The sequence below is a fragment of the Streptomyces sp. NRRL S-495 genome, from assembly GCF_000966955.1.
Lineage (GTDB): Bacteria > Actinomycetota > Actinomycetes > Streptomycetales > Streptomycetaceae > Kitasatospora > Kitasatospora purpeofusca.
Genome location: NZ_JZWY01000667.1, coordinates 1 through 12497, shown reverse-complemented (window position 1 = coordinate 12497; position 12497 = coordinate 1). Strand labels below are relative to the sequence as shown.

Below are 12497 nucleotides of genomic sequence, written 5' to 3'. Positions count from 1 at the left end.
GGCGGCGAGTTCGGCGGCCCCGGCGGCGTGGCCGAGCACAGCCTGTTCGACCGACTGCTCGGCCGCGCCGACCCGTTGACCGCCGCCGACCTGCCCCGCCCTCGGCCGCTGCCCCGGCGCGCCGGCGCCGCCCCCGTGTACACGGCGGTCGAACGGCCGGGCACCCTGCCGGTCCTGGACGCGGTACTGCTCGCCTCCGGCTCGCTGCTGGTGGCCTGCGGCCAGGCGGGCGCCCGGCTGCTCGGCCCCGACGGCCGCACCCGGGCCCACTGGGACACCCCCGCCGACCGACTGGTCCTCGCCGACCACGGCGGCGGCGCGCTGCTGGTGACCGACCACGGTCCCGACCTGCTCGGGCTCGCCCACCTCGACCTCGCCACCCGCACCGTCCGGCCCTGGACCACCCTGCGGGCCCGGCGGTTGGCCCCCTCCTACGACGGCCACCGGCTGATCGCCGCGGCGGACGGCGGCATCGTCGTCCTCGACACCACGGCCCCGCGCCCGGTCGCCGTCTGGCGCGAACTCGGCGGCGAGGAATGGCTGCTGGGCGGCATCACCCGCACCGCGGGCGGCTGCGCGGCGCTCGTCCGCAGCCCGTCGACCGCCCGCTCGCCGCTCACCGAGGTGTGGCGCTGGGACCTGCCTGGCTGGGAGCTGCGGGCCCGCCTGCGGGTGGACGACGCCCTGACGGGCCTGCAGTTCGGCACGGGCCTGCGGTTCGGCACCGGCCTGGGGGCCGCCCCCGACCCGGTCGCGCTCGCCGCCGGCGGCCTGCTCAGCGTCGAGCCGGTGCCCGCCGGACTGCTGGACGCCGACGGTGGCATGAGCTCCGACGACCGGACCGTCCTGCGCTGGACCTCCAGCCTCCCGGACACCGAACTGACCGTGGACGGAAGGGCGATGATCGGCCCGGCCGCCGACGGGGACCACTGGGCGCTCACCGTGCCGACCCCCGACGGCACCGGCCTGCGCGCGTACGCCGGGACCGGCCCGTGCTCCGCGCCCGAGGTCACCGTCCTGGTGCCGAACGCGTCCGGCGGCCGGATCGGGGTGCGCCGCCACGCCGGCGCCGTCACCTACTGGCACCGCTCGGGCCGCGTCCTCGCCACCTCCGCCGACGGCACCGCCCTGCTCGCCAACCTCAGGGTCACCGTCCGCTGACCGGACATCGGGCGGGCTCGGATTCCGCTTTTCCTCGACGCGCCACCCTGCGAACATGCGACGCTACTCACTGCGTCCGTCCGAGGAGGAATCCTGTGTCATCGCCCTGTGACCCCGCCAACGCACCCGTCGGTGATGTGAGCACCGCGCTCATGGTGATCGACTCCCGGCTCAAGGCCATCTACGACGGCCGGACCGGCACCGACCCCGAACAGCAGCGGATGGTCGACCAGTTCGCCGCCTCCCTGGGCCCCGCGGAGGCCGACGCCCTGCTCGAAGGCGTGTGCACGCTCATCTACATGTACATGGACTGGCTGCGGGCGGTCTGCGAACGGCACGACAAGGAGGTGGTCGAGCACGTGGTGCCCACCCTGGTGGCCACGATGCGGATGATGCCCAACACCTTCCGCCCCGAGGTCATCCCCACCATGGCCGGCCTCCTGATCGCCGCCGGCACCGGCCTGAGCCCCAACCTGTGGCGCGCCCAGTACGGCGACTGGACCGGCGCCGAGATGAACCCGCTGGAGGCCACCTCCGTCCTCCTCGCCGAGCACATCAACCGGATCGTCGGCGACGACCAGGACTTCGCCACCCGCCTGATCGCCGACGCCCTGGCGGTCACCGACGACCACTGACCGCCCGTCGGGCCGGTCCTCCCGCCCCCGCCCCCCGGCCTCCGGTCGGTGGGTTCCGGTCGGTGGGTTCCGGTGGCGCGGAACCGAAGCGGAATTGAGCGGAATTAATCGGTGGCGCCCCGCGGAGGGACTCCGCTACCTTCATCCTGCGGGCGGCTCCGCGGCGTGCTTCCTTCTCCTTCCTTCCGAAACCTGTAGTGCGCCCCCTCTCCGCCCGCCTCTTCAGCTTCTGTTCCACGTTTTCCGTTCCACGTTCGTGGGGGTCCTTCCGCATGCCCCGAGCCATCACGGCTCCCTTCGACAGCGATGTCGACCTCGATCTCGGTTCCTTCCTCCTCCGCCGGCGCGGCGCCGTCGCTGTCGCCCCCGGCGACCTCCTCCCCGGTGCCGACCCGTGGAGCACCCGCGGCCTGGTGGCGCTGGACGCCGATCTGGCGCGGCGCGGGTACCTGCTCACCAGTGAATTGCGCTCGGCACTGGCCAGGTTGTCGCCGTCTCGGCTGGCTGAGACCGGGGACGGCCTGCTCGCCCGGATCGACCACCTGCTCGGCGCGGACCGGGAACACGTGCCGCTGTTCCGCCGCTTCCCCGACGCCGTGCCCGACCACGCGCAGCTGTTCTTCACCCGGCAGATCCGGGCGTTCCTGCTCAACCAGCCCCGGCAGCCCTGCGCCCACTGCGGCCGGCGCGGCGCCGAGGCCGGGATCGGCGCGCTCGCGCCGTGCGCGCACCTGCTCTGCGCCGGCTGCCTCGACGGGCTGACGGCGGAGGGGCGGGGCGAGTGGTGCCCGACCTGCGGGACGCCGCTGGGCGCGGGCACCTACCTCTCCGAGGACAACCGGATCGGCCGGAAGGCCGCCGAGGAGTTCGGCGGCGAGCGGGCCCTCCGTCCGCTGCGACTGATCACGGCCGACCAGGTCACCGCCGCGATGGGCGAGTTCGACCGGCTGCTCGCCCGCCGCACCCCGCTCTCCCCGCAGGACCGCGACGACCTGACCGCGCTGCTCGCCCACGCACCGCAGGACCTGCCGGAGCGGCTGCCCGCACAGATCCCGCTCCGGGAGACCAAGGCCACCGTCCTCGCCGCCCTGCTCCGCCGCGGCGGAGCGGACGCGCTGCCGTTCCTCGCCGAGCGGATCGACACCGCGACCGATGTGCTTCGGCTGCTCTGGGCGTGGTCCGGCGCCGAGCCCGACCTGCTGCCCGCGACCGCCCGCCGGCTGCGGCTGAAGGGCCTGCCCCGGCCGGTGCGCCGGGGCCTGCTCGACATCATGGAGGGGCTGGACCCGACGGCACTTGTCGAAGACCTGCGCCGCCACCGGTCGGCCTGGCTGCGCGCGGGCGAACTGCTGCACCCGTACGAGCACCGGCGGCGGATCCCCAACGTCACCACGGCGTTCGTGGTGCTGCGGGGGACGGACCTGCGCACCCACGAGGTGGGGCGGGAACACGCCGAACCACCGGCCGGGCCGCTGCGCGTGGTGAGCGCCGGCGAACACACCCGGCTGGGGTTCACCGGATTCGCCGCGCGGGTCGAGGCCCTGCTCGCCGCCGGGGACACCGAGGGCGCCCTGCGGGCGCTGGCCGGACGGCCGGGCGAACTGGTCCGCAGGCTGCACCACGTCCTGCGGGTGCACGCCACCACCGCCCCCGGGACGCCGCTCTCCCCGTCCGCGCTGAACACTGTCGCCGCCGCGCTCACCCGGGTCGCCCCCGGGCCGCTGCTCGGCGCGTACGGCGCGCTGCGCGGCACGCGGACGGCGGGGGAGCGGCGGCTGTACTTCCCCGGGAGGACCACGGCACCGTGGTGCCCGCCGGACTCGCGCTCCCGGTCGTGGAGTCGATCGAGGCGGAGCTGCTGCGCCGGAGCGGCGCCGACGGCGAGCGCTACGAGGTGGCGCTGCTCGACGAGGGGCTGGGCGAACTGGTCGCACCGTTCGCCGAGCGCGCCGCCGCCAAGACCCTGGTGTGCGTCCCGCGCGGCAGTCGCCAGCGGCTGCCGGCGGGGGAGCGGCTGCGGCTGTTCCTGCACTGGATGCAGCCGGCGGAGCTGCGGGTCGACCTGGACCTGTCGGTGGCGCTCTACGACGAGCGGTGGAACTTCACCGGCCTGTGCGACTACACCAACCTGGTGCACGGCGACCGGGCCGCAGTGCACTCGGGCGACTACGTGTCCGCGCCGCCGCCGAACGGGGCGACGGAGTTCGTCGACCTGGATCTCGCGCGGCTGGTCGCGGGCGGATCGCGGTACGCGGTGATGATCGTGTTCAGCTACAACGACGTCGCCTTCGAGCAACTGACCGATGCCTTCACGGGGTTCATGGACCTGGGCGGCGCCACGTCGGCGGGGAGCCCGCACTTCCACCCCAGGGCCGTCCGGCAGCGGCTGGACCTTGTCGGCGACGCCAAGGTGTGCGTGCCGATGATCGTCGACCTGGCCGACCGCCGCTACACCTGGACCGACCTCAACACCGGTGCGGACGGCGGCTTCCACAGCGTCTACCGGCACCAGGCCGAGGTGGGCGCCCTCAGCCGCGACGTGCTGGCGCACTTCTCCCCGGAGAACCGGGCCACCCTCTGGGACATCGCCGTGGCCCGCGCGGCCGCGTGCACCGACGAGGTGGTGGTACGTGGGCTCGACGGCGGACTGCGGCGCTGGCGGCGCGGCGCGGGGGAGAGCGTCGGTGGGTTCGCGTCGCGCCTGCGTGCGCTCCGCGACGAGGACCGGGGACCCACTCCGGTTATTCCCCAACTCCTGTCCGGGCAGCGGGCGTTCGTCGCGCTCGTTGACGGAGACGTCCCCGCGCCGGAGAAGCTGTCCGGAACGCTGTACCGCCTCTACCCGGGCCCGGTCGACGCCGCACCGGAGAGCCTGGAGCGCCTGACGGCGGGAGATCTGGTCGCGGGTCTGGCACCTCGTCCGGCCGGGGTCGCCACGCGGTGACCCCGGCCGGGCGGGCCGCGCGCTTGGACAGCGTCCAGGTCGATGGGGACAGATTCGAGTTCATTGACACCGAGCCGCAGCTGATCAAGTATCGAGCTGTGCTGGATCGCTTGGAGGCGAGTGCGCTCAAGCCTGGCGCTTCCCGCGACCTCATCCGCCGTGTGGCCCAGAGCATTTGAGACGGGAAGAACCATGACCGCGTACAACTGGCAGAAGTCCAGCTACAGCACTGAGGCCGCCAACTGCCTCTACCTTGCGGCTGCGCCCGACGGCGCAGTCAAGCTCCGGGAGAGCGACGAGCCCGACACCGTCCTCACCACCACGCCGGGGCGGCTGCGGGCGCTTCTGCTGGGCGTCAAGGCGGGGGAGTTCGACCACCTCGCGCAGTAGTTGGCACAGTCCTCCGTTCCTGCGGTCGCGACGTCTTCGCCCCGTTGATCGAGACGTACTTGCCGATCGGCGACTACGGCCCGTACCCGGAGCGGCTGCGACAGCAGTTCGAGGGCGTGATCTGGCGATTCCGGACGGGCGGGCAGTGGCGGGAGATGCCGATGGAGTTCGGGGCGTGGTCGACCGAGCTTCGGCATATCCGTCGGGACCGCCCACGCCTACGTCACGGCCGTCGTCCGCTGGGCCCGCTGCAGCCCCAACCGGATGACCGTCATCGCCGCAGCCGTCCTCACCTTGGAACGTCAACGCTGATGAATCTCATTGCCGTTCCGAGGTGAGGACGGCTCGGCAATGGCCGTCATCCAGTTGGGAACCGTCTCACGACCAGACAAGTCGACCTTCGGCAACGGAACAGACCGGATAGTCCCCCGCGCCGATCCTCGTCAGCATCTCTGCCACGGAGTCGAAGTAGTGAGCCAGTGACGCGTACTCGCCGGTGACCGTGGGCGCACCCACGAACCATCTGCCGATACGTCCGTCCCTCGCGTCGATGAACTTTCCCGTCCAGCCGTCCCGGTCCGACAGGAACGGGATCCACTCCTCGCGCCATTCGCTCCCACCGGACAAGGGGTGATTCGCGTAGAGCCTCTCCATCGCCCGGATGCCCAGCAAGAAGCTTCCCTCGTCGGGGAACCCGTCGAAGCCGCAGCACATCACGTCGTCGTCGACGTCTTCCTCCGGCAGATCCAGATTGTTCTGCAACAGCCACGTCCGCAGGTCCCCTTGAAGGGAGATCCCCATCCGTTCCTCGGCTGCCGTGAGCATCTGCTCCGTAGCGGGCCCCGGCAGATCCGCGTGATCGGCCGGCGCGTGCTCCCGAAGAAGACTCATCACACGCGACCAACTCTCAGTCACACTCATCGCCCTCTGCCCTCTGTCCTCTCTACAGGGATGTCTCCGTCCGACTGCGCCACTGCGGAGGTTGGGAAGTATCGGCCGGAGAACCTTGCAGGGATGGTACTTCGAGCATGCGTTCCATCCCTCCCACAATCACCTTCCGCCCGAAGCGCAGGACCGGCCCCTCAGCGAAGTGACCGCCCGAGACTTTTCACAGACAACCCACTGTGCCCGGCGGGAGCAATGCTCATGACCTGTGGATCGGCCTCGGGTTGAACGCGAAAGGCGTACCTTCCCGAGTGATCGACTTCTGGTCGTCGAGTCCGCCCAGGCCCGCCGGCGAGCCGTGAATGCACCCCACCTCGTTGCTCTCGTCCGCGCCGGGGCCCGCTTCGAACGCGGCCGGCTCGTTGAACGGCCGCAGACGACCGCGGCGTGAACAGAGTGGCGGACCTGCCTCGAAGTTCGAGAACATGCGGTCATGTTGGACGGCACGGCAGGACAGGACCTTCCGGTCGGCTTCGGCTTCCGGCCGTATCGCGGCGACGAAGACCACGACGCGATGGCCGCGGTGCGGCTGGGGTGTGTTGAAAGAGACCGGGTCGATGTCCAATCGGTAGTGGAAGGGCCCCCGACAGCGGCTGAGATCGCCGAGGCTTCTGCCAAGTCGGAGGAGCCGTCCAAGAACCAGATCCTGGTGCTGCTCGACGGGAGCGTCGTCGGCTACTCGACGATCCGGTGGTGGCAGGAGCGGGACGGTACGTGGCTGTACCTGCACCGCGGCCACCTCTTGCCCGAGCATCGAGGCCAGGGCATCGGCTCAGCCATGCTGAGCTGGGCCGAAGAGCGGATCCGCCGGCTCGTCAATCAGCATGGAACGGCGCGGACGGCAGTGATCGGCGCGAACGGCATGGCCTCCGAGCAGGACGCCACGGCACTTCTGCGCGCAGCCGGCTACCGACGTGTCTTCAGCCTGGTCGAGCTGGAGCTGGGCGATCTGCAGCATGTGCCCGAGCCGGGCAGCGAGCTGCCGGCCGGGATACGGACAGGGCCGATCGGGACAAGCCACTACCGTGCAGCCTGGAGGACGGTCGTCGATTCGTACGCGGACACCGGTTTCACCCAGAGATGGCCTTTCCAGGACTTCGTCGACACCGCCGACCCGGCATGCTGGAGGGCTGCCTGGAACGGGCAGGACATGGTCGGCGTCGCCCTCTGCTCCATCCACCGTCACGACCGCACCGTGGGCGAGGTGGAAGAGCTGAGTGTCCGGACGGACCAGCGACGCCTCGGAATCGGCCGGGTCCTGCTGCTGGACGGGCTGCGGAGCCTTCGTGAGCAGGGTGCAACGACCGCTCGGCTGTTCACGGGCACGGCGAATCCGCACCGGTCCTACGACCTTTACGAGAGTGTGGGGTTCCGGCGGCGGAACGAGTACGTCCGTTACCGCAAGCCGCTTGCTTGATCGACCGGCCATTGGGCTGTCGGGTCAGTCCACAGGATTTGACAATGCCTCGGCCGGGGTCGCCGTGCGGTGACCCCGGCCGGGCGTACTCCGTCGGTTTCGCGTCCCGGAGCCATGAACGATCCCCGCTCAAGCGGCTTCGGCCCGGTCCAGCGCGGCGGCGCCGGGTCGCGCGAGCCAGACGAGTCTGGCGGAGAGGCCCGGTCGCCCCGCGAACAGGCAGAGGGCCCGCTCGGGCGAAGCAAGCGTCATCCGCGTTCGCCCGTCGACGACGAGGAGATGCGTCACCCCGTTGTCGTCGGCGAACCCCCAGGCCGCAACCCACCCGTCGGCGTCCTGGCCGCCGGCGTCGTACACCTGGACCACGGCGAACTGCCTGGGCGCGGTGTCGAGCACGAGTCCGCACAGCTCCTCGTCGAAGGAGGGGAGGGAGTTTTGCGAGGGCACAGCGGGCATGGAAGTCTCCTGCCTGTGAGGGAGTTGAATGCCGAGCTGCCACCACCAGCGGCAGTTCAAAGCCCTGATGCATCATCAAAAGTAGCCAGTCGGTGGTATGTAGTCCACCGCCTTGAGAGAATCCATGGCACTGTCACTCCAAAGGGTGAGCAGAGCTCGGCCGTGGTGAGCGAAGGAAGGGAGCAGCGGATGCCGCCCAGCAAGGTCCCGCCGAGCATTCGGCAGCGGCGACTCGGTGCGGAGCTGCGCCGGTTGCGCGAGCAGGCTGGTCTGTCGGTCACCCGCGCCGGGGAACTGCACGGCACCCAGCAGTCCCGCATCAGCAACATCGAATCCGGGGGATACCCGGTGAGTGCGGACCGGGTCCGGGCACTCGCCCGGCTCTACGGCTGCGCGGACGACGCTCTGGTCGAAGCGCTCACCGGTATGACCGGTGGTCGCACGCGTGGGTGGTGGGAGGAGTACCGCGAGATCCTCCCGGCCGGGGCGCTCGATCTGGCGGAACTCGAACACCATGCGGTGTCGATGCGGATCGCATCGGCGATCCACATCCCTGGTCTTCTGCAGACCACGGAGCATGCTCGTGCGCTCTTCCGGGATGTGGTCCCGCCCCTGTCGCCACCTGAAGTCGAGCACCTGGTCTCGCACCGCATCAAGCGGCAGGCGGTGCTTTTCCAGGAACAGCCGATCCCGCTCGCGGCCGTCGTCCACGAGGCCGCCCTACGGGTCGGCTTCGGTGGCCCGGAGGTTGCTCGTGGCCAGTTTGAACACCTCCTGGCCATGAGCGAGCACTCCCACGTCGACCTGCGGGTGATCCCGTTCGGAACCGGAAGCTATCCCAGCTCCGGCGCAGGGATCGTCTACTTCGTCGCGGAGGTTGCGCGACTGGACAGTGTGCAGGTGGATGGGGATCGATCCGAGTTCATCGACACCGAGCCACAGTTGGTCAAGTATCGAGCTGTGATGGACCGGCTGGAGGTGAGCGCGCTCAAGCCGGGTGCGTCACGCGACCTGGTCCGCCGAATCGCCCGAAGCATCTGAGACAGGAACGACCATGGCTGCTCCCATCTGGCAGAAGTCCTCATTCAGTGGCGACGCCGCGAACTGCATATATCTCGCGGCGACCGTCGATGGGCGAATCAGGATCCGGGAGAGTGACGAGCCTGACGTCGTCGTCACTACGACGGCCGAGAGGCTCCGAGCCTTCATATGCGGCGTCAAGGCGGGGGAGTTCGACCACCTCGCGTTGTAGTTGCCACATTCCTCCATCGGCGCGCGTCACCGGTCAGCTGCCCGGGGAGGTCGGTGAGGTGCTCGATCCGGAATACCGGTTCAGCCGGGGTCGGTGACGGGCCGCCGGTGACGAAGTCGTTGCCGCGGTCCAGCCAGATGCCGGTGAGGCCGGCGCGGTCGGCCGCGTGCACGTCGCTCTCCAGCATGTCGCCGACGTTGACCGCCCGGGCCGGGTCGGTCCCCATCAGCCGGCAGGCGGCGGCGTAGGCGACGGGCTTGGCGGTGCCGAGTTCGGTCGGGGTCAGTACGCCTCGAAGTGCTCCAGGAGGCCGAACCGGGCGCCCTTGACACGTTGTTGGCCGGGGTCCCCGTTGGTGAGGACGGCCAGTCGCGGTCCTCGGGGAAGCCGGCGCAGGGCGTCCAGGCAGGGGAGGACGTCGGGGTAGCACTGCCAGGACTCCGCGAACGGCCGGAGGTAGCGCTCGGCGACCCACGCGTCCAGCACTCGGGCGTCCCGGGAACCGGCTCGCCGAGCGCCGGCAGGAAGGAGCGGACCCGGCGGCGGTGGTGCTCGGCGAATGAGCACTCCCCGGCCAGGTACTCCCGCATGTGGCGGGCCTCCAGCGCCCACCACAGGGCCACCAGCTCCTCCCCCGGAGCGGTCGCGCCCGGCGCGTCCCGGACGACGCGTCCGATCGTCTCCATCACCGCGCTCCGGTGGTCGACGAGGGTGCCGTCCAGGTCGAAGAAGATCACATCTGTCATTTGGTGATCATCGGGGAGATCTGCTCCCGTGCCAGCGCTTTCGCTGTAGCGGATCCGGCCGTGCCCGTGCGTCGCCCGTTGCGCGACTTCTCGCTCTGATGGACGGCGTGCAGTAGGCCCGACACCCTCGACGGCTTCATGGCGGGCACCGGTCCGAGCCCCGACATCACCCCGACGAGCCGAGGTCAATGACGGACCTTCAGGAGGAGTTCGGCAGCCTCGGTCCGGGCGTACAGGACCGTGCGGCCGGTACGGTGGCGGGCGGTGAGGCCGGCCTCGCGCAGCGCGGTGAGGTGGTGCGATACGTTGGCCGCCGACAGGTCCAGCCGGGCGGCGAGTTCGGTGGTGGCGGCGGGGGAGTCGAGTTCGGCAAGCAGCCGGGCACGGGTGCGGCCAATCACCCGGGCCAGGCCGTCCGGGACGGCGGCGCCGGAGTTCTCCCAGAGCGTGGCCACCCCGCGCGGCGGGTAGACCAGGCCGGGCTGCCAGGGCGGGTTCTGCTGGGAGTAGACGCCCGGCCAGGCGAAGACGGTGGGGGCCAGCACCAGGCCGCGCTCGCCGTCCAGCCGCCGCTGCACGTCCACCCGGTGGCCGATCCGCAGCGTGTCGCGCTCCCAGCTCACCTGCGGGTGCAGATCGGCGAAGAGCGCGGCCGGGCCGCCGGTCGACATCTGACGGGCCCGGCGCAGGATCTCGCCCTCGGTGAGGCGCTGGATGCGCGGCCAGTGCGGGGCGATCGCCGCCGTCCAGTACGCCAGTACCTCGCCCGCCAGCCGGGCCAAGCCGGCCCCCGGGTCAGCGTACAACTCGGCGACCATCGGCGGGAGTTCACCGGAGAGCCGGGAGAGGTCGCGGCGCACCGCGGCCGGCTCGGTGGCGGCCAGCGCGGCCACCGCCTGTTCGATGGTCGGCGAGGTGTCGACCGGGACCGGGGTGAGGAAGTCCGGCACGTACACCGTGGGCAGCCGGATCAGCTGGGAGAGCAGCGCCCAGTCGACCCCGGCCAGCCGCTGCCTGGCCTGCCGCACCCAGGGCAGGTGGACGGCGTGTCGACCCGGCTCCTTCAGCACCTCGACGCTGGTGGCGACCTCGGAAAGCGGCGAGCAGGCGAACCTGGTCCGGGCGAGGTCCTGGGCGGAGAACTCCCAGACGAGCACGGCGGGCCCCCGGTGGGTTCAGGTCAGCTGAGGATTCGACCAGGATCGAATCCGTTTCCGACGACGATCATGCCAGCAATGCTCGTGCCATGACCACCACGACACTCCCCCCGCTCCGCGACCGCCTCGGCCTGCCGACCACCGCCGGCCGCAACCGCCTGGTCGGCGCGCATCTGATCGACAGCCTCGGGACCGGGCTGATCCTCGCCTTCACCCTGGTCTACTTCGCCCGCAGCACGGGCCTGGGCATCGCCGCGATCGGTGCCGCCGTCACCACCGCACGGCTGCTCGCCCTGCCCACCGCGATCGGCGTCGGCCCGCTGATCGACCGGTACGGCGCCCGGGTGGTGGCAGCTGGCGGCAACGCGCTCTCCGCGGTCGCGTTCGGCGGCTACCTGCTCGCCGGGCAGCTCTGGCAGATCGTGCTGGCCTGCCTGCTCGCCCAGATCGGCCACGTTGCCTACTGGACCTCCAGCACCGGCTTGGTGGTGCTCGCCGCCGCCGAGGGGGAGCGGCCCCGCTGGTTCGCGCTGGTGCAGACGCTGCGCAACGCCGGGATGGGCCTGGGCGGGGCGCTCGGCGCCGTCCTGGTGGGCGACGGCGGTACCGGCGGGCTGCGACTGCTGGTGATGCTCAACGCGGCCAGCTACGTGGTCGCGACGGCGCTGCTCGCCACCTGGCGGCCCGAGCCTGCCCCCGCTGCCGACGCTCCTGCTGCTGCCGAGCCCGCCGCGGCACCCGGCGGCTACCTGACGGTGCTGCGCGACCGCCGGTACCTGCTGCTGGTCGCGGTCAACCTCACTTTCGTCTTCGGCTCGATGATCCTGAGCATGCTGCTCGCCGTCTACATCACCGAGGGGCTGCACCGCCAGGCCTGGGTGGCTGCCACGCTGCTGGTGCTCAACGGCCTGCAGGTGGTGCTCACCGGCAGCGTGGTCGCCGGGCGGCTGGAGCGGTTCCGCGCAACCCGGGTGATCGCCGCCGCCTCGCTCGTCAACGCCCTCGCCTTCGCGCTCTTCGCTGCCGTCGCCACCGCCCCCGGCTGGGCCGTCGTCACCGGGCTCTACGCCGCGATGTTCGTCTACAACCTCGCCGAGACCATGGCCACCCCGTTCCGCGAGGAGCTCAGCGTCACCTTCGCCGACCCGGCGCTGCGCGGCCGCTACCTCGCCGTCTACCAACTCTCCTGGAACCTCGGCCAGGCGGCCGCCCCTGGCCTGCTCACCCTGCTGCTCAGCCGCGGCGCCGCCCTGCCCTGGCTCTTCCTGCTGCTGCTCTCGCTGCTGGCGGTGCCCGGACTGCTGAAGTTGGAGCGAATGCGCTGACGGACTGTCTACTTGCAGTAAGGCGGGGGAGTTCGACCACCTCGCGCAGTACCTGTCACATTCCTCCGT

General features: G+C 71.1%; 15 protein-coding genes and 1 pseudogene. 11 read left to right on the top strand and 5 right to left on the bottom strand.

All coding sequences use genetic code 11. The features are described 5' to 3' along the window. The 6 genes from VR45_RS30370 to VR45_RS50220 form a co-directional block, all read left to right on the top strand. A partial coding sequence (locus tag VR45_RS30370; RefSeq protein WP_045943076.1) for a hypothetical protein occupies nucleotides 1-1161 on the top strand: 1161 nt, incomplete at its 5' end. Nucleotides 1162-1256: 95 nt separating this feature from the next. Next, complete coding sequence (locus VR45_RS30365) at nucleotides 1257-1796, top strand: hypothetical protein (protein WP_030393063.1); 540 nt, start codon at nucleotides 1257-1259, stop codon at nucleotides 1794-1796. 272 nt (nucleotides 1797-2068) lie between these two features. Then, nucleotides 2069-4054, top strand: coding sequence for a hypothetical protein (locus VR45_RS30360; RefSeq protein ID WP_052709492.1), 1986 nt, complete (start codon nucleotides 2069-2071; stop codon nucleotides 4052-4054). Further along, nucleotides 4054-4740: a hypothetical protein gene (locus tag VR45_RS47325; RefSeq protein WP_159394405.1), complete on the top strand. Its 687-nt coding sequence runs from the start codon at nucleotides 4054-4056 to the stop codon at nucleotides 4738-4740. The genes VR45_RS30360 and VR45_RS47325 overlap by 1 nt, the downstream gene beginning before the upstream one ends. Nucleotides 4741-4932: 192 nt before the next feature. After that, on the top strand, nucleotides 4933-5130 hold the full coding sequence (locus VR45_RS30350) for a DUF397 domain-containing protein (protein ID WP_045943075.1): 198 nt from the start codon (nucleotides 4933-4935) through the stop codon (nucleotides 5128-5130). A gap of 44 nt (nucleotides 5131-5174) precedes the next feature. Then, nucleotides 5175-5468, top strand: a complete 294-nt coding sequence (locus tag VR45_RS50220; RefSeq protein WP_286163537.1) for a transposase — start codon at nucleotides 5175-5177, stop codon at nucleotides 5466-5468. Nucleotides 5469-5508: 40 nt separating this feature from the next. Here the strand turns inward: VR45_RS50220 and VR45_RS30345 are convergent, their stop codons facing one another. Beyond that, nucleotides 5509-6021, bottom strand: a complete 513-nt coding sequence (locus tag VR45_RS30345; RefSeq protein ID WP_286163539.1) for an SMI1/KNR4 family protein — start codon at nucleotides 6019-6021, stop codon at nucleotides 5509-5511. Nucleotides 6022-6340: 319 nt separating this feature from the next. Between VR45_RS30345 and VR45_RS44595 the strand changes: the two are divergent. Beyond that, nucleotides 6341-6466, top strand: a pseudogene (locus tag VR45_RS44595) (IS256 family transposase); the annotation flags it as partial. A 42-nt stretch (nucleotides 6467-6508) separates the two neighbouring features. Beyond that, on the top strand, nucleotides 6509-7492 hold the full coding sequence (locus VR45_RS30340; RefSeq protein ID WP_045943073.1) for a GNAT family N-acetyltransferase: 984 nt from the start codon (nucleotides 6509-6511) through the stop codon (nucleotides 7490-7492). 129 nt (nucleotides 7493-7621) lie between these two features. Here VR45_RS30340 and VR45_RS30335 read toward each other — a convergent pair whose 3' ends face one another. Beyond that, on the bottom strand, nucleotides 7622-7948 hold the full coding sequence (locus VR45_RS30335) for a hypothetical protein (RefSeq protein ID WP_045943072.1): 327 nt from the start codon (nucleotides 7946-7948) through the stop codon (nucleotides 7622-7624). Nucleotides 7949-8137: 189 nt separating this feature from the next. Between VR45_RS30335 and VR45_RS30330 the strand changes: the two genes are divergently transcribed. Continuing rightward, nucleotides 8138-8989 (top strand): helix-turn-helix transcriptional regulator, encoded by an 852-nt coding sequence (locus VR45_RS30330; protein WP_045943071.1) that lies wholly within the window; start codon nucleotides 8138-8140, stop codon nucleotides 8987-8989. Between the two features lie 13 nt (nucleotides 8990-9002). Beyond that, nucleotides 9003-9200, top strand: coding sequence for a DUF397 domain-containing protein (locus VR45_RS30325; protein WP_045943070.1), 198 nt, complete (start codon nucleotides 9003-9005; stop codon nucleotides 9198-9200). On the opposite strand, the gene VR45_RS44590 is transcribed toward VR45_RS30325, so the two are convergent. From VR45_RS44590 to VR45_RS30310, 3 genes are all read right to left on the bottom strand, one after another. Next, a complete protein-coding gene (locus VR45_RS44590) occupies nucleotides 9166-9486 on the bottom strand; it encodes an HAD hydrolase-like protein (protein ID WP_286163538.1) in 321 nt (106 codons plus the stop codon). The two genes, VR45_RS30325 and VR45_RS44590, sit on opposite strands and share 35 nt — an antisense overlap. After that, complete coding sequence (locus tag VR45_RS42835) at nucleotides 9483-9686, bottom strand: HAD family hydrolase (RefSeq protein ID WP_052709490.1); 204 nt, start codon at nucleotides 9684-9686, stop codon at nucleotides 9483-9485. Before VR45_RS42835 ends, VR45_RS44590 begins: the two co-directional genes overlap by 4 nt. 445 nt (nucleotides 9687-10131) lie before the next feature. Continuing rightward, a complete protein-coding gene (locus VR45_RS30310; protein ID WP_045943068.1) occupies nucleotides 10132-11103 on the bottom strand; it encodes a DUF5937 family protein in 972 nt (323 codons plus the stop codon). Between the two features lie 89 nt (nucleotides 11104-11192). Here VR45_RS30310 and VR45_RS30305 point away from each other — a divergent pair, with 89 nt between their 5' ends. Next, a complete protein-coding gene (locus VR45_RS30305; RefSeq protein ID WP_045943067.1) occupies nucleotides 11193-12428 on the top strand; it encodes an MFS transporter in 1236 nt (411 codons plus the stop codon). Nucleotides 12429-12497: the final 69 nt, after the last annotated feature.